The sequence below is a fragment of the Streptomyces sp. NPDC005931 genome (assembly GCF_042871235.1).
In the GTDB taxonomy this organism is placed as follows: Bacteria; Actinomycetota; Actinomycetes; order Streptomycetales; family Streptomycetaceae; genus Streptomyces.
Genome location: NZ_JBIAIG010000007.1, coordinates 313011 through 328261, shown reverse-complemented (window position 1 = coordinate 328261; position 15251 = coordinate 313011). Strand labels below are relative to the sequence as shown.

16 protein-coding genes are annotated in these 15251 nt (G+C 72.8%); 4 read left to right on the top strand and 12 right to left on the bottom strand.

Translation table 11 applies throughout. The features are described 5' to 3' along the window. The 4 genes from ACFYOV_RS19355 to ACFYOV_RS19340 all read right to left on the bottom strand — a co-directional run bounded on the left by ACFYOV_RS19355 (position 1) and on the right by ACFYOV_RS19340 (position 5590). On the bottom strand, positions 1-678 hold the full coding sequence (locus ACFYOV_RS19355; protein WP_389089211.1) for a CBS domain-containing protein: 678 nt from the start codon (positions 676-678) through the stop codon (positions 1-3). Between the two features lie 161 nt (positions 679-839). After that, positions 840-1499, bottom strand: coding sequence for a lysophospholipid acyltransferase family protein (locus tag ACFYOV_RS19350; RefSeq protein ID WP_389089210.1), 660 nt, complete (start codon positions 1497-1499; stop codon positions 840-842). A 109-nt stretch (positions 1500-1608) separates the two neighbouring features. Then, a complete protein-coding gene (locus ACFYOV_RS19345) occupies positions 1609-2499 on the bottom strand; it encodes a class I SAM-dependent methyltransferase (RefSeq protein WP_389089208.1) in 891 nt (296 codons plus the stop codon). A gap of 412 nt (positions 2500-2911) precedes the next feature. Further along, a complete protein-coding gene (locus ACFYOV_RS19340; protein WP_389089207.1) occupies positions 2912-5590 on the bottom strand; it encodes a SpoIIE family protein phosphatase in 2679 nt (892 codons plus the stop codon). Positions 5591-5818: 228 nt separating this feature from the next. Between ACFYOV_RS19340 and ACFYOV_RS19335 the strand changes: the two genes are divergently transcribed. Beyond that, complete coding sequence (locus ACFYOV_RS19335; RefSeq protein WP_389089206.1) at positions 5819-7117, top strand: flavin-containing monooxygenase; 1299 nt, start codon at positions 5819-5821, stop codon at positions 7115-7117. A gap of 56 nt (positions 7118-7173) precedes the next feature. On the opposite strand, the gene ACFYOV_RS19330 is transcribed toward ACFYOV_RS19335, so the two are convergent. The 6 genes from ACFYOV_RS19330 to ACFYOV_RS19305 all read right to left on the bottom strand — a co-directional run bounded on the left by ACFYOV_RS19330 (position 7174) and on the right by ACFYOV_RS19305 (position 12384). Continuing rightward, entirely contained in the window at positions 7174-8295 is a 1122-nt protein-coding gene (locus ACFYOV_RS19330; RefSeq protein ID WP_389089205.1) for a tryptophan dimethylallyltransferase family protein, read from the bottom strand. Positions 8296-8502: 207 nt separating this feature from the next. Beyond that, a complete protein-coding gene (locus ACFYOV_RS19325; RefSeq protein ID WP_389089204.1) occupies positions 8503-9855 on the bottom strand; it encodes a cytochrome P450 in 1353 nt (450 codons plus the stop codon). Positions 9856-9871: 16 nt separating this feature from the next. Further along, on the bottom strand, positions 9872-10465 hold the full coding sequence (locus ACFYOV_RS19320) for an ATP/GTP-binding protein (RefSeq protein WP_389089202.1): 594 nt from the start codon (positions 10463-10465) through the stop codon (positions 9872-9874). Further along, complete coding sequence (locus ACFYOV_RS19315) at positions 10440-10817, bottom strand: DUF742 domain-containing protein (protein ID WP_389089201.1); 378 nt, start codon at positions 10815-10817, stop codon at positions 10440-10442. Before ACFYOV_RS19315 ends, ACFYOV_RS19320 begins: the two co-directional genes overlap by 26 nt. Then, positions 10814-11215, bottom strand: a complete 402-nt coding sequence (locus ACFYOV_RS19310) for a roadblock/LC7 domain-containing protein (RefSeq protein ID WP_389089200.1) — start codon at positions 11213-11215, stop codon at positions 10814-10816. The genes ACFYOV_RS19315 and ACFYOV_RS19310 overlap by 4 nt, the downstream gene beginning before the upstream one ends. After that, positions 11212-12384, bottom strand: a complete 1173-nt coding sequence (locus tag ACFYOV_RS19305; RefSeq protein ID WP_389089199.1) for a sensor histidine kinase — start codon at positions 12382-12384, stop codon at positions 11212-11214. Before ACFYOV_RS19305 ends, ACFYOV_RS19310 begins: the two co-directional genes overlap by 4 nt. Before the next feature lie 604 nt (positions 12385-12988). Here ACFYOV_RS19305 and ACFYOV_RS19300 point away from each other — a divergent pair. Both ACFYOV_RS19300 and ACFYOV_RS19295 read left to right on the top strand, forming a co-directional pair. Then, the gene (locus ACFYOV_RS19300) at positions 12989-13486 is read left to right on the top strand and encodes a DUF2975 domain-containing protein (protein ID WP_389089197.1); all 498 of its coding nucleotides are present in this window, start codon (positions 12989-12991) and stop codon (positions 13484-13486) included. Next, positions 13487-13735 (top strand): helix-turn-helix domain-containing protein, encoded by a 249-nt coding sequence (locus ACFYOV_RS19295; RefSeq protein WP_389089196.1) that lies wholly within the window; start codon positions 13487-13489, stop codon positions 13733-13735. Positions 13736-13768: 33 nt separating this feature from the next. Here ACFYOV_RS19295 and ACFYOV_RS19290 read toward each other — a convergent pair whose 3' ends face one another. Both ACFYOV_RS19290 and ACFYOV_RS19285 read right to left on the bottom strand, forming a co-directional pair. After that, a complete protein-coding gene (locus ACFYOV_RS19290; RefSeq protein WP_389089194.1) occupies positions 13769-14155 on the bottom strand; it encodes a VOC family protein in 387 nt (128 codons plus the stop codon). Then, entirely contained in the window at positions 14152-14445 is a 294-nt protein-coding gene (locus ACFYOV_RS19285; protein ID WP_389089193.1) for an ArsR/SmtB family transcription factor, read from the bottom strand. Before ACFYOV_RS19285 ends, ACFYOV_RS19290 begins: the two co-directional genes overlap by 4 nt. Before the next feature lie 174 nt (positions 14446-14619). Between ACFYOV_RS19285 and ACFYOV_RS19280 the strand changes: the two genes are divergently transcribed. Next, on the top strand, positions 14620-15219 hold the full coding sequence (locus tag ACFYOV_RS19280; RefSeq protein WP_389089192.1) for a toxin-antitoxin system, toxin component: 600 nt from the start codon (positions 14620-14622) through the stop codon (positions 15217-15219). The last annotated feature ends 32 nt before the right edge of the window (positions 15220-15251 follow it).

Here is a 15251-nt window from a genome sequence, read left to right as displayed (position 1 = left end):
TCAGGGGCCGCCGTCACCACCCGACGGGGGCCCCTGGGGCACCGGCCGGAACTCGACGTCCACGACCCCGTCGACGTTGCGGCAGAGCTCCTCCAGCTCGCGGACGGTGTCGGCGGAGGAGAGGGCTCCGCTGAGCACCACGTGCCCGTGCGTCACATCCACGTGCACGGCCGAGGGCGCCTCGCCCAGCGCCTTGACCAGGACCTCCTCGACGATCTCGGTGCGGATCGCCCGGTCCTGGCGCAGGAACACCCTGAGCAGGTCGCTCCGGCTCACCACACCCGTCAGCCGGCCCTCGCCGTCGATCACCAGCAGCCGCTTGATGCCGTGCCGGGCCATGGCCCGTGCGGCGTCGACTACGCTCCAGTCCCCGGTGGCACACAGGGCGGGCGACGTCATCAGCCCCGCGGCGTCGATGGCCCGGGCCTTGGCGGGCCGGGACGCCTCCCCCCGCTCCATGCCGTCGTGCTCCCTGCCGTCGTCGGCCCGGCGGCCCCACATCTTGTGCAGGAGGTCCGCCTCCGACACCACCCCCACGGGCCGGTTGTCGTCGTCCACGACGGGCACGGCGGTGATGTCGTACTCCAGCAGCAGGTGGGCGATCTCCTTGAAGGGCGTCCCGCTCTGGATCCGGACGACCGCGTCGCTCATGACGTCGCGCACCTTCTGGTGGCTCATCGCAGTGCTCCCTCTCTGCTCCCGGCCCGAGGCCGACGTACGGACGGCCGGCGTGCGCAAGCGGCCGTCCACGACATCATCGTCGGCGTGAGGCGGGAACCGGGGCCTTGGGGGCGTGGCGGCCGCGTTCGGAGTGCCGGTCCCGGGCCGCCCCGCGGGCCTCAGCCCGTCGGCACCGGCTCCCCGATCGCCCGTGCCGCTCGCCGCCATGCCGTGCTGACCGCACGGTGCGCAGCCGCCGTGCCGTCGGCCGTGTCCGCCGGCAGGCGCACGGGGGTGCCGATGTGGACGTGGAAGCGCGGGCGGCGCACCGGGGCCGTGAGCACGCCGGCCACCTGCTTCACCGACGACCCCGAGGTCAGACGCCGGGCCCCCGCCTGGCCCACCGGGACCACGGGGGCGCGGGTGACGGCCGCGAGCCGGGCCGCGCCGGTGCGGAAGGGCAGCGGTGGGGCACTGGCCGCGTCCCGGCGCGGGGGAAGCCCTCCCTCGGCGTAGACCAGGACGTGACGCCCGGACCTGAGTGCGTCCGCCGCCAGGTCGAGCGCCCGGGCCGCACGGGCCGAGCCGCGGTGGACGGGGATGTGCCCTTCCGCCGTGAGCGCCCTGCCGAGCACGGGCACGCGCCACAGCCCCGCCGCCGCCATGACGACAGGCGTCACGTCCACCGACCGCAGCGCGGCCAGCACGATCGCGGGGTCGGCGAGGGAGTCGTGGTTGGCGACGAAGAGACTGCCCGCGAGCAGCGGCGCGTCCGCCTCACGGGTGACGGTGAGCCGGCCGAAGAACGGAACCAGGGCGTCGGCGGCACGACTGAGCAAGGGTGTTCCTCTCGGAGTGCGGTACTGGCCGCCAGCCTGATGCCTCCACCGCCCCCACGCCTGAGTACGCGTACCTGGTCGGTCCGTGTGCCCGTACCGGTTCGCGGACTCAGGGGCGGCGGGCGGTGACCAGCCAGCAGCGGCCGGTCAGCCGGATGCCGTCGGTGTGCCGGAAGGTGCGGAAGACGTCGGCCGCGGCGCGCCGGGCGCGCTGCTCCGTGGCGTCGTCGGCGTCCGCCTCGCGCAGCCAGTGGCGCAGCGGCCTCAAACCGAAGAGGAACCCGACCGCGTCGTCGACGTCCTTGCCCCAGTACTCGGTGCGCTCGATGCCCTGGACGGCCACGTCCACGAAGCCGGCACCGTCCAGCACCCGGCGGGCGGTGGCGGGGTCGGCGAAGGCCAGCGGGCCCGGGCCGGAGGGCCGGGACAGGTCGGGCAGCGGTACGTGGGTCCCGATCGCCGCGAAGACGGCGGACTGGTCCATGCGGTCCCAGCGCTGCGGGCACACGAAGGCGAGCCGGCCGCCCGGGCGCAGCGCGCGGGCGACGGTGCGGAACCCCTCGACGGGGTCGGCGAAGAACATCACGCCGAAGCGGCTGACGGCGGCGTCGAAACCCCCTTCCTCGAAGCGGTGCACCTGCGCGTCGGCCTGCAGGAACTCCGCGTTGCCGAGCGACTCGGCGGCGGCGCTCGCCCGCGCCCGTTCCAGCATGGGCGCGGACAGGTCGACGCCCAGGGCGTAGGCGGCGCGGCGGGCGGCGAGCCGGGTGACGCGGCCGGTGCCGCAGCCGATGTCGAGGACGCGGTCGGCGGGGGTGAGGGCCGCCGCGTCGAGCAGCGGGGCGTTGACCCCGTCGTTGATGGCGTCGTAGCGGTCCTGGTGCTCCGCCCAGTGGCGGCCTTCGTCACCGTTCCACGCCGCCGCCTGCTGGATGTTCACCGGTTCGCCCGCCTCGCGCGGGCCCCTGCCGCCGTCCGTGTCCGCCGCCGCATCGCTCATGACGCCCATGATGACGTCCCGCACGCCCCGTGGGGGTCCTTCCCGAAGAGGCCCGGCCGGGTTCAGGACCAGGACCTCCTGGCAGCCCGTCGCCGCCGTGGTCGCGGCGAGGGGTCGCGGGGGAGCGCGCGCCGAGCGGCGCGTTCCACCGTGAGCGCGACGGTGACCGCCTCGGCGGCCAGGAGGACGATCAGGGCGCACACCTGGACGGTGCCGTCCGGCAGAGGGGATCTCCTCCGGCAGCGGAGGCCGGCGGTGTCGCGCTCCTGGGGGACCGTGACCGACCCCCTGGTCTGCTCGCCCCCGTACCCGCCCGGGCCCGGCCGGCGCACGGGGCGCGGCCGGGCGGCTCGATCCTTCCCCGCCGCCGCGACCGGAGCCGGCACGGGCGGAGACCGGGGCGGCACAACCGTCAGCGTGGTGGCGGGGCGGGGCGGACCGCGAGCACGGCGATGTCGTCCTCGCTGTCGGCGCCCAGTCCGATCAGCAGCTCGTCGCAGAAGACGTTCAGGGGCTCGCGGGACAGTTCGGCGGCATGCCGGCTCAACCGCTCCATGGCCCGGCTCAGTGACTCGTGGCGGCGTTCGATGAGTCCGTCGGTGTACAGCAGCACGGTCGAGCGGGCCGGGACGGCGTCCCGCGCCCGCGGGCGCGCCATGTCGGGATCCATGCCGAGCAGCAGGCCCGCACCGTCCTCGAGGAACCGGGTGCGGCCGTCCTCGCTGACCAGCAGCGGCGGCAGATGCCCGGCCGAGGAGTGCACCAGGTCCCAGGGCCCGTCCTCCGGCCCCTTGATCAAGCCGTAGATGCAGGTGGCGGTGGCCTCCCGGTGCAGGCTGTGATTCGCCATGTCCAGGCGGCGCAGGACCGTCTCCGGTGGCTCCTGGCGGTCCACGGCGATGCCGCGGAGCATGCTGCGCAACTGGCTCATGGCGATCGCCGCGTCGAGGTTGTGCCCGGTGACGTCGCCGATCACCAGCGCCGTGTCCCCGCTGGGCAGGACGAAGCTGTCGTACCAGTCCCCGCCGACCTGCGCCGTGGTGGAGGAGGCCGCGTAGCGGGCGGCCAGTTCCAGGTGCGGGATCTCCGGCAGCACGGGCAGCAGCGAGCGCTGGAGGCGCTCGGCGATGTTCCGCGTCTCCTGGTAGAGGCGGGCGTTGTCCACGCCCAGGGCGATGGCCCGCACCAGGTCGTCGACCAGCGGCAGTTCGTTCTCCGTGAAGGGCCTCTCTCGACCACTGCGGGCCACGGTGAGGGCACCGATGATCTTCCGGGGGGCCCGGAGCGGCGCGACGACGGCGCTGTTCGTCCCCATGTCCCGCAACAGCCCGAGGAAGTGGGAGTCCAGCGGGCTCGTGGACTCCTCCGGTGACAGGGGCCCGGCGAGCAGCAGGGGGCCCGCGCCGCGCAGCGCGCGGGCCAGGGGACCCCGGTCGGACTCGGTCACCGCGGGGAGCCGGCCCTCGTATCCCTCGGGACATCCTGCCTGCGGGGGGCGGTGGACGATGCAGACCCGTTCCACCCGGGCGTCCTCGGTGAAAAGGTCCACCGCGCACCAGTCGGCCAGCCGGTCGGTGAGGATCCGGCCCACGTGCTGCAGTCCCTCGTCCAGGTCCGGTGCGTTGCTCAGCGCGGACCCGGTGTCGGCCAGCAGCGTCAGCCGTTCCAGCGCGGACACGCCCGCGGGGACGGGGCCGCGCCGCGCCTCGGCGGTGACGGACGCCCCGGCGGTCCCCGGCGCGGCGGCAGGTGCAGCGGCGGTCTCCGGCGGCGTGGCCCGCACGCGGGTGGGCGGGCGGGCCGACGGGCCCGGCTCGGTGGCCCGGGGGGACAGCTGAGCCACGAAGACGGTGCGGCCGTCGGTCGTCTCCTGGGCCTGGAGGAACAGCCGGACGGGGATCAGCGTGCCGTCACGGTGCAGCGCGGGGAGCGGTACCGAACGGCCCAGGATCCGGGGCTGCCCGCTGAGCAACAGGGAGGTGAACGCCGCGAGGTGGCGCCTGCGCAGGTGCTCGGGGACGAGCATGGTGAGCGGCCGGCCGACGAGGTCGTCCGGGTGCCAGCCGAGCAGGTCCGCCGCCGGGCCGTTGACCGCGACGATCCGGTCCCGCTCGTCGGCGGCGATCGTCGGGGCCCTGCCCGTGTGGACCTGTCCGGGCTCCCACGGCACCAGCTCCGAGGGGCCGGCGCCCGGCTCGTGGGGCACCACCGTCCACGCGGTGGGCTGCCCCCCGTCGAGCTGGTCGATGATCTGGTCCCACAGCCACTGGTGGAAGACACGCCGGCGCGGCAGGGCCGGCAGGGTCAGCAGACGTTCCTCACGGGCCGCCTCCTCCGCCAGGTCGAGAACGGCGCGCAGCGTGCGCACGGACGGTCCCACGTCCGGCGGCACGGCCAGGGGCAGGGACCCGACCTCCGTCTCTCCGGCCCGGCCGCGCAGCGCGGCCGCCACGCAGGCGGTGATCAGGTTGCTCACGTCCTGGGCGGCGACGAGGTCCTCCGGCGACACTCCGACGTCGTGTCCGGCCGCCACGGCGAGGCCCACCTCGCGCAGGATGGCGTGCCGGTGCTGCCGGCACGCGGAGTACAGCGCGGTGGGCACGTCCACGAGCGTCACGGTGCCCACCAGGCCGGTGGCGGATCCGGTGCCGGTCCCGGGGCGGAGCTCCGCCGCCTCCCAGCCCTGTGACCGGGACGGCGCGCCCTCCGGCCCCAGCTCGAACCACACTGTCTTGTCCCCGTCACCGGTGTCGGTGCCGTGCCGGGACGCCAGCCGCTCGACCAGCGCGAGCCCCTGACCCGTACCGGCGTACGGCGGACACGTCTGCGGCACGAGCGCGAGATCCGGCCGGCGATCGGTCACTTCCACCCGGACGGTGCCGTCGTCGACCCGGGCCGACACCTCGACCTCCGTGCGGGCGTGCAGCACCGCGTTGGTCACCAGCTCGCTGACCAGGAGCTGAACGGTGTCCGCCACGTCCGGCGGGACGTCGCCGAGGGCGGCCCGCACGAACCGCCGGGCCTTGGCCGCGCTCTTCGGCTCCCGCGGGAGCCGGCGCGACGATGCCCGAGGGACAGGGAGGTCGCCCATGACCTCAGTGTGCCTCACCGGACCCGTCCCCTCCGCTTCCGTCCCCCCGGGCGTGCCGGACGGGTGAGGGGACGGGGTGACGGGGCCCGCGCCGCCGACCGGTGCGGCCCACCAGGGGGGAAACGTGAGTACCAACACACCTGTTCGGTACTGGTGCTGGTGTGCGAGAAGCTTCGGGTGGGCAGTGAATGCGTGCCGGGGAAGAGGTGCCCGAACTGGGGAGAAACTGTGCGCGTGTGCGTGATCGGTGCGGGTCTGTCGGGGCTGGCGGTGGCCCATGCCCTGAACGACCGGGGCATCGAATTCGACTGCCTCGAGCAGGCGCCCGACGTGGGCGGCATCTGGCGTCAGCCCCAGGCCGGTGAGCGGGGCCCCGGCTATCTGTCCCTGCACCTCAACACCGCGAAGCAACTGACCGCCTACGCCGACTACCCGATGCCGGACTCCTATCCGCTCTACCCCCGCCACAGCGACGTCGCCGCCTATCTGCGGTCCTTCGCCGAGTGGGCCGGCGTCCTGGACCGCGTCGAACTGCGCACCGAGGTGGTCTCCGTGCGTCAGGACGCCGTGGGGACCTGGACGGTGGTCAGCCGCGACGCGGAGGGCTCCGAGGTGCGGCGGCGGTTCGACCACGTGATCGTCTCCTCCGGGCACCACCGGGAGCCGTCCCTGCCCGACCCCCTTCCGCCGGGTACGGAGTCCTTCGCCGGCACGGTCCTGCACTCGATCGACTACCGCGACGGCAGCGACTTCGCCGGTCGGCGCGTGGTCGTGGTGGGCCTCGGCGCGTCCGCCGTGGACATCGCGGCGGACCTCTCCCGGCACGCCGCGCGGACCGTGCTCTCGGTGCGCCGCGGCCTGCACATCGTGCCCAAGCAGCTCTACGGGAAGTCGCTCGACGAGATCGCCGAGGCCCCCTGGTGGAACGAGATGTCCCTGGCCGAGAAGCGCGACTGGGTGGAGCAGGCGCTGCTGGTGTCGCGCGGGAAGCTCTCGGACTACGGGCTGCCCGAGCCCGACCACCCGGTCTTCTCCTCCGCCGTGACCATCTCGGACGAGATCCTCAGCCGGATACGCCACGGCGCCGTCACCCCGAGGCCCGACATCGCCTCCTTCGACGGCGGCCGGGTCCACTTCACCGACGGAACCTGCGAGGAGGCGGACGCGGTCGTCTACTGCACCGGATTCCGCATGTCCTTCCCCTTCCTCCCCGACGGTTGCCCGGCGGGGCCCGACGGCGCGGTCAAGCTCTACAAGCGGGTCGTCGCGCCCGGCACTCCGGGCCTGTACTTCGTCGGCCTGGTCCGCCCCGTCGGCGCGATCACCCGGCTGGTGGAGGCCCAGGCCCAGTGGGTGACGCGGATCATCGAGGGCGGGGTCGCGCTGCCGCCGGCGGAGGTGATGCACGAGGAGATCACCGCCTACCTCGACGACATCGTCCGGCGCTACGGCCGTACCCAGGGAGCCTCCATCCAGGTCGACGTGGGCCCGTACTCCGCGGACCTGCGGGAAGTCCTGAGCGTCTAGGCCGACCTGATCCGAACACCCGACCCCCGGCCCGTGCGGCCAGGGGTCGGTACGGTCTACCGCCCCTGTGCGGCGAGCAGCCGCCCGGCCGGCGGTCCGACCGCGTACGCCTCCGCGGAGAGGTAGGCGGTCACCCGCGGCGGAAGGTTCCGCTGGTGGGCCAGCGCCAGGTAGGCGATCAGGCCCACGCCGTCCTCGGGACGCCGGTGGGTGACGGCGGCCAGGGAGCGGGTGAGCGCCGAGGGGTCCATGCCGTGCCCGCGCAGCACGGTCACCGCACGCTCCAGTACCTCCCCGTCGTGCTCGGCGTAGTCCCGGACGGGGATGTGCAGGGTGAAGCCGCTCGGCGATCCGGTCGCGGTGTCGGTGAAGGAGTGGCAGCTCAGGCCGGGCCGGCCGGTCAGCCACACGCCCTCGTCGCCCGCGCCCGCCGCCGCGCGGAAGAACTCCTCGACCGTCGCGGGAGCGGGGCCGCCCTCCATGCGGGACAGAGTCCCCGCCTCGGCCGCCGAGAGGTTGTCGTGGCGCAGGTAGACCTTCACCCGCGGCTCCTCCCAGTCCCCGAGGTCCAGGGCGAGGAACGGGTACCCGTCCGCCTCGGGCAGGCTCCCGAAGGCGCGCCGGTGGCCGAGCCGTTCCAGGGCCTCGCGCACCGTGCGCCCCGCTCGGTCCGCGCCGCGGGCAGCGGGGTTGAGATACGCCTTGACCTGGGGCACGCCGCCGGGCCGCAGCTCCAGTGCGCACCACAGGGCCAGCGGTCCCCGCGGGGAGGCCGGCAGTAACAGGTCCCGCAGTTCCTCGAGCGGATCGGTGGCGAAGTCCCAGCGCCTCGCCATCGCACGGATGGCCTCCAGTCCGGCGCGGCCGTTCTCGGCCAGGCTGTCTGCGCCGCAGCCCGGTTCCACGAGGACCCGCAGGGAGGGGGCCGTGCCCGCCCGGAAGGAGAGCGAGAACTCCACCGGGGTGTGGTCGTCGGACAGGAAGGTGGGGTTCGGGGGCGGCAGGTCCAGCGGCCGTGCGGCCACCGGGCCCAGGTACTCGGTGAGGACCTGGACGTAGACCTCGGCGTCGGCGTCGGACAGACCGGCGACCTCGCACAGTCCGCGCAACTGGCCGCCGGTGAAGGCGCCGAGGGTGGGTATGCCGGGCACTTCGGCACCGGCCGTGCGGGCGGTCACCGGCCCGTCCCCGGCCGGCGGCCGCGCTCGTGAAGATACCCGCCCCGGAGGGCGGGTATCGGGGGTCTCGGCAGGAATGCGGCGTCGGTGGATATGTGGTCCATGACACCTCCTTTGCTTCGTGAGCTACTCGAATGCCGCGTTGCTCACTACCCCTGCCGTTGAAGCTTCATGCGGAAGCGACTGGTTGGGAGGATGTCGCGCACGTCACCGTGTGAGCCAGTTGAGGAACTGGCTCCACAGCCCCGCGCGTTCGGGCCTGCCTGCAGCAACGGCCTGCTGCGCGGGCGGGGTTGTTGCCGCCGGTGCGCTCTGCCGGCCGCCGTGCCGCACGGGCTGCACGGGCGTGAAACGGGCCGGGAGGGTGGCCAGCGCACGGTTGAAGGGACCGGGACGCCAGGTCAGGCTGTTTTCGGGGACGGCCAGCTCGATGTCGGGCAGCTCGTTGAGCAGGTTCTCGATCGCGGTGACGGTGATGTGCCGGGCCGGTTCCTTGGACGGGCAGGCGTGCGGGCCCGCGCTCCAGGCCAGGTGCGCGCGGTTGCTTCCGGCCTGACGCGAAGCGGCCAGTGACGGGCCGGTGTTGGCCGCGGCGAAGCTGACCAGCACCAGGTCGCCCGCCTGCAGCTGCTGTCCGGCGAACTCCATGTCGGTGGCCGGGTAGTGCGGCGCGTAGTTCGACATGGGCGGGTTCTCCCACAGCGTGTCGTCGAGCGCCTCGTCGATCAGTCCCCCCTCGCGGGCGTACCGCTCGTGGGTGAGGAGCCGGTGCAGTGTGTTGCCCATCAGGTTGCGCAGGGGCTCGGCGCCCGCGCCCAGCAGCAGCGCCAGCTCGTGGACCATCTCCTCGTCGTCCAGCCGGGCCTGATGCTGCATCAGCCAGGAGGTGACGTCGTCGCCCGGCTTGCGTCGCTTGAGCGCCACGAGCTCCCCGACGGCCTGGAACAGCACCTCGGTGGCCTTGTCGGCGTTGATGCCGTCGAACATGCCGGAGATGCCGAACAGCACCCGGTCGCCGATGTCGGCGGGGCAGCCGAAGAGCTCGTTGAACACGAACAACGGCAGCTGCTTGGCGTAGTCGCCGAGCAGGTCGGCCGAACCCCGGGCGCTGAACTGGGAGATGAGGTAGCCGGAGATCTGCTCGGTGCTGTGGCTCAGCCGGCGCGGGTCCACCCGGGCCATGCTGTCCGTGACCGCCTGACGCAGCCTCAGGTGGTCGGCGCCGTCGGCGAACATGCAGTTGGGCCGGTACGCCAGCAGCGGTGTGACCGGGCTGTCCGGACCCACCTTGCCCTCGTTGAAGGCCCGCCAGCGGCGCGCGTCCTTGCGGAAAGTGCCGGAGTCCTGCAGCAGTTGCAGCGCCGCCGAATAGTCCGTCACCAGCGTCGCCTCCACACCAGGGGCGAGTTCGACGGGCGCGGCGGGCCCGTAGTGACGCAGGTAGTCGTAGTACGCCTGCGGGTCCGCGGCGAACTCCGGCCCGTACAGCGGCACCCGGCCGCCGGAGCCGTGGGCCGGGCAGCCGGGGGGAGGGGCCGGGGCGTTGTCGTGAGCGTCCATGTCTGCTCTCAGGTTCCTAGTGGGCACGGTCCAGCAAATAGCGGACGAGCGTGGTCAGTGCGGCGGCCGAGGAGCCCTCGTCGCGCGCGTCGCAGGTGACGACGGGAGTGTCGTCGAGCAGGTCCAGTGCCTCGCGCAGCGCGCGTTCGTCGCGCGGCGGCGCACCGTCGAAGTGGTTCACGGCGATGGCGTAATCCAGCCCGTACTGCTCGATCAGGTCGATCACCGGGAAGGAGTCCGCCAGCCGCTCGGGATCGACCAGGACCAGCGCGCCGAGCGCGCCGCGGGCCATGTCCTCCCACATCTGCACGAAGCGCTGCTGGCCCGGCGTCCCGAACAGATAGAGCACGACGCGGTCGCTGATGGTCAGACGCCCGAAGTCCATGGCGACCGTGGTGGTGGTCTTGCCCTGGACGCCCTTGAGGTCGTCGACCGACTCCGCGGCCCGGGTCATCGTCTCCTCGGTGGACAGCGGCTCGATCTCGGAAATCGAGCCGATGAACGTGGTCTTGCCCACCGCGAAGTGACCGACGACGAGGATCTTCACCGCCGTCTGGGTGGCCCCGCCGCGGACGTAGGCCTGCTCACCCAAACTTGGCGCGGAGACCATTGAGCACCTCCTCCAGGATCTCCCTGTCGGCGAGGCGGGCGGGCGCCACCGGCGGGCGGGTGATCAGCCGGCCGCCCTCCCTCAGGGAGGCCAGCAGGATCCGCACGACGCCCAGGGGCAACCGGGTGTGCCCGGCGATCTCGGCGACCGAGAGGTAGCCGGCGGAGCAGAGGTCCAGCAGCGTCTGCTCCTCCGGCGACAGCCGCTTGGGCCGCTGCCCCCGGTCGGGTGCGGCGGTCACCAGGCTGATCAGGGACAGCTGCTCGTCGTCGGGCAATTCCCGTCCCTTGGTGATGACGTACGGCCGCACTAATTCCGGGGCCTCCGGCTCCCAGCCGTCGTGCCCCGTCATGAGCGGGTGCCGAGGTTCTCGCGCGGCGGAGTCGTCAGCTCCTTGCCGAGCCGGGCGACCAGTTGCTGCATCCGGAAGGTGATGTCGGCCATGTCGACGTCGGGGGTGGCGGAGACGCCGAGGTAGGCGCCCTCACCGGCGGAGATCAGGAAGACCCAGCCGCCGTCGAACTCGACCAGGGTCTGCCGCCAGCGGTGATGCGGGTCCTCGCAGAAGAACCCGAGGGTGCGGCTCAGCGACTGCACACCGCTCATCGCGGCGGCGACCCGGTCCGCGTCATCCTTGTCGAAGTCCTTCGTCCGGGCCATCAGCAGCCCGTCGGCGGATATCAGGACCGCGTGCAGGGCCCCGGGAATCTCCAGGGCGCTGTCGAGCATCCATGACAGATCGTCTTTCACGAGACCTCATGTCCTTCACTGCTTGCACCAGGTGTGCTGCTCGTCCGGTCCGCGGCCTGGGGCTGCGCGGCCCGGCCTGACTGCGTGCCCCGCTGGAAGGCACCCATGATCTGGGCCTGTTCGGATTCGGAGCGGCCCGCGGCACGCGGGGTGGCGGCGCTGCCGGGCACGATGGCCATCGGCCGCTTGCGGCGCCGCTTGGGAAGGCCGTCGGCGGTCGTGGACGGCGGGAGCACGGCGTCGGGACCCCCCTCCAGGACGGGCCGGCCGGCCGGGCGGACGGCGGGGGCCGGTGTCCTCTTCTCCGGCATGGCGGTGAGCAGCTCGTGCGGCAGCAGGACGACCGCGCGCACACCGCCGTAGGGGGAGGAGGAGTCCACCGACACCTCGAACCCGAAGCGCTCGCACAGCAGGCCGATGACCGCGAAGCCGAACTGCGGTGGGTTGCCGAGCCCCGCCACGCCCGAGGCGCGCTCACTGGAGAGCAGCTTCTCGGCGCGGGCGCGCTCCTCGTCGCTCATGCCGACACCGGCGTCGTCGACGACGACACAGATGCCCTTGGGGACGGTGCGGATGTTGATCTCGACGACGGTGTCCGGGCTGGAGTAGCTGGTGGCGTTGTCCAGCAGCTCGGCCAGGGCCAGGGCGACGGGTTCGACGGCCCGGCTGGTGATGCCGAAGTCGACCTGGGAAAGGATCTCGACCCGGCGGAAGTGCCGGATCCGGCCCTGGGCGCTGCGCACCACGTCGTACACCGAGGCGGTGTCGCGCCGTCCGCCCAGCCAGCCGTCGCACAGCACGGCGATGGACTGCGCACGTCGGCCGAACTGGGAATTGGTGTGGTCGATCTCCAGCAGGTCCTGGAGGATCGCCGAGTCGCCGTACTTCGTCTGGAGCCGGGAGAGTACGAGCTGCTGCTCGGCGGCGAGGCCCTGAAGCGTCCGCATGGCGGACTTCAGGACGGTCTTGGTCTCTTCCTCGGCCCGTTCCTGTGCCGCCCGCACCGACTTTCCGTAATCGTGCTCCAGCTCCGCGTAGTGGCTCCTCAGGCCCTCGATCTCCTGCCGCAGAGCACGCGCCGCCCTGCGCTGGCGGACGACGAGGGCGACGGCGGCAATGAGGGCGACGAGAACAGCCCAGAGCAATGGGTTCCCTGTGTACTCGGTCATAAGACTCTCTTCAGGCGACTGACGGCCGGCTTGCTGATGTCCCGTCAATGCGGGCGGTCGGGCGGACCGCCCACGCCGGGATCGCCGCCCAGGCTGTCCCCGCAGTCGGAGATGTCGTCGTTCACTCGTCCGCCCGCTCCGCAAACGCGGTGATCGTATCACCGGCCGAACAGATGAAATGACGTCAAGAGTCGTGCGTAGATGAGCGGTTGGAGTCCATCAGGTTTCAGCCGCCGACGCATCCGGTGAACGGCGGTGCTCGGCGTGGTAAAAGGGCCCCGGCGTGTCCGCGCCGCTCCCGGGCGGGTCCGCGACGCTCCCCGGCGCGGCCGTGTCGCTCGTCGGCCCGGCCGTGGTCCTGTGACCGGGACCGGTCGGGCGCCCCGGTGTGCGTGGACCCGTCCGGACGCGGTGCGACGGACAGGGGACGGACCCGCTCGACCTCCCCAGGCGTCAGGCCCGTCCCCGGTCAGCAGCCTACGGCTACCCGGGAACGGCCGGCTCAAGCCCTCCGGGTCACCTTGATCACCACCCCTCCGGTGTCACTTGTCGTGTCTATCGACAAACGATAGATTCCCATCGTTGGTCGAGAGAAGGAGGCGTGATGGGACACCTGACGGTGCTCGCCCTGCGTACGGTGCTGGCGGCGCTGCTTGCGGGCTCGGTCCTCGTGCAGACGGTGATGGTGCCGCTGCTGGCCGCGGACCTGGAGGACCTGGACGCGGACGTCGCACACCTGCGGACCGCCGTCCCGGTGATCGTGGTCCTCGGCCTCCTGGCGGCGCAGACCGTGTTGGTCTGCGTGTGGCGGCTGGTCACGATGGTGCGCCGCGGCACCGTGTTCTCCCACGCGGCCTTCCGGTACGTGCACGTCGTCATCGGCGCGTTCGTGGCCGCCGCGCTCCTGGTGTGCGCGCTGGGGGTGGTACTGGCACCGGGCGAGGCCGTGGCCCCGGGCGTCGTGCTGCTGCTGGGCGGCGTCGCCCTGGCGATCCTCGCCGTCGCACTGATCGTGCTGGTGCTGAGGATGCTGCTCGCCCAGGCCGTCGCGCGCGACGTGGAGGCGGCGCGGATGCGGGCCGAGCTGGCGGAGGTGATCTGAGTGCCGATCGCCGTCGACATCGACGTGATGCTGGCCCGGCGGAAGATGTCCGTGGGGGAGCTGGCCGAGCGCGTCGGCATCACCCCCGCCAATCTGGCCGTCCTCAAGAACGGCCGTGCCAAGGCCGTGCGGTTCTCGACCCTGGCCGCGCTCTGCGAGGTTTTGGACTGCCAGCCGGGAGACCTGCTCCGCTGGGAGCCGGAGAGCGCGGCACGGCAGACCGGGGCGGCCGCCGGCGCCGGCCGCTGACGGCCGGGCCGCCGCCCGGCGCCCGCGTGGCGGTCACTTCGCCTGGGCGATCTGGATCAGATTGCCGCAGGTGTCGTCCAGTACCGCGGTGGTGACCGGGCCCATGTCCACCGGCTCCTGGGTGAACCGCACCCCCAGCCCGCGCAGGCGCTCGAACTCCGCCTGCACGTCGTCCACGGCGAAGGAGGTCATCGGGATGCCGTCGGCGGCCAGCGCCGCCTTGTACTGCCGCGCGGCCGGATGGTCGTCGGGCTCCAGCACCAGCTCCGTGCCGTCCGGGTTCTCCGGTGAGACCACGGTCAGCCACCGGTACTCGCCGAGCGGGACCTCGGTCTTCTTCACGAAGCCCAGCACCTCGGTGTAGAAGCGCAGCGCCTTGTCCTGGTCGTCGACGTGGATGCTCGACAGATGGATCCTCATGCGGTGCCCTCCGGGCCCTCGGGCCTGAGCCACCGGGTCACGATGCGCTCAAGCGGATCGGTGTTCAGATCGTGGAACTTGTACCGGCCCTCGCGCCGGGTGCGGACCAGGTCCGCCGCCTCCAGCACCGCCAGGTGCTGGCTGATCGCCTGGCGGGACATTCCCACACCGTGCCTGGTCGCCAGCCGGGCGCAGATCTCGAACAGCGACTGCCCGTCCCGCTGTGCCAGCTCGTCGAGGATGTGCCGACGGGTGGGATCGGCCAGTGCCTTGAAAACATCATCGGCCACGACCGCACGATAGGCAAGCATGGACTTGCCTATCAAGGGGTGGCGGAGGGTGGCCGGTAAGCGATCGTCGAGCTTCCCCCTCCGGACGGGCGCGCTAGGGTGCGGCCGCGCACCTCCGGTGCCCGATGCAAGCGGCAGGTCCTTGCCGGAACTCGACGAAAGCGAAGACGACCGATGAGTACGGGAGCGAAGGGGATGCGGCGGCTCAGTGCCCGACTGGTGGAGCACTTACCGCGGACCACCGGTGACGGCGACCTCGTGCCGGCACTGGGCCACGCCCTGAGCCGGGTGCGGGGGCGCCCCGTCCGGCTGCACGCCGCGGCCTTCCCGCCCGCGACCGCCAGCGGGGTGTGGATCGACCGCGGCGACCACGACCTGATCGTCTACGAGGAGAACACCGACCCCGAGCACCAGCTCGTGATCATCGGCCACGAGGTGTGGCACATGTTCCAGGGCCACTGCGCCGGCACCGGACACAGCCCCACCGCGTCCCGGGGCGAGGCGGCACGGACGACGGCGGAGCTCGTGGCCGCCCTGTGCGCCCGGGCCACCGGCACGACCGGGGCACTCACCGAACCCACGGACGCCGCACTGCACTTCGCCGCGCGCGCCGACACCCGCAGGGCCGACGAAGAACTCGCCGCGGAGCGCTTCGGCTTCCGCTTCGCGACGGACGTGCGCGCCGCGCTCGAGGAGGCCCGGGCCGCAGGCGACCCGCACCACCTGGCCGGACGCCTCCAGGCCTCCATGGCGCACCGGTTCCACCGCGGCTGACACGCCCCCTCCGCCGTCCCCTCCCCGTACCG

What these genes read in the sequence shown, in the direction of transcription:
- ACFYOV_RS19315 (WP_389089201.1), bottom strand. Translation starts at nt 10,817, where the DNA reads ATGACGGGGCACGACGGCTGGGAGCCGGAGGCCCCGGAATTAGTGCGG.
- ACFYOV_RS19325 (WP_389089204.1), bottom strand. Translation starts at nt 9,855, where the DNA reads ATGGACGCTCACGACAACGCCCCGGCCCCTCCCCCCGGCTGCCCGGCC.
- ACFYOV_RS19280 (WP_389089192.1), top strand. Translation starts at nt 14,620, where the DNA reads ATGAGTACGGGAGCGAAGGGGATGCGGCGGCTCAGTGCCCGACTGGTG.
- ACFYOV_RS19345 (WP_389089208.1), bottom strand. Translation starts at nt 2,499, where the DNA reads ATGAGCGATGCGGCGGCGGACACGGACGGCGGCAGGGGCCCGCGCGAG.
- ACFYOV_RS19290 (WP_389089194.1), bottom strand. Translation starts at nt 14,155, where the DNA reads ATGAGGATCCATCTGTCGAGCATCCACGTCGACGACCAGGACAAGGCG.
- ACFYOV_RS19355 (WP_389089211.1), bottom strand. Translation starts at nt 678, where the DNA reads ATGAGCCACCAGAAGGTGCGCGACGTCATGAGCGACGCGGTCGTCCGG.
- ACFYOV_RS19300 (WP_389089197.1), top strand. Translation starts at nt 12,989, where the DNA reads ATGGGACACCTGACGGTGCTCGCCCTGCGTACGGTGCTGGCGGCGCTG.
- ACFYOV_RS19320 (WP_389089202.1), bottom strand. Translation starts at nt 10,465, where the DNA reads ATGGTCTCCGCGCCAAGTTTGGGTGAGCAGGCCTACGTCCGCGGCGGG.
- ACFYOV_RS19340 (WP_389089207.1), bottom strand. Translation starts at nt 5,590, where the DNA reads ATGGGCGACCTCCCTGTCCCTCGGGCATCGTCGCGCCGGCTCCCGCGG.
- ACFYOV_RS19305 (WP_389089199.1), bottom strand. Translation starts at nt 12,384, where the DNA reads ATGACCGAGTACACAGGGAACCCATTGCTCTGGGCTGTTCTCGTCGCC.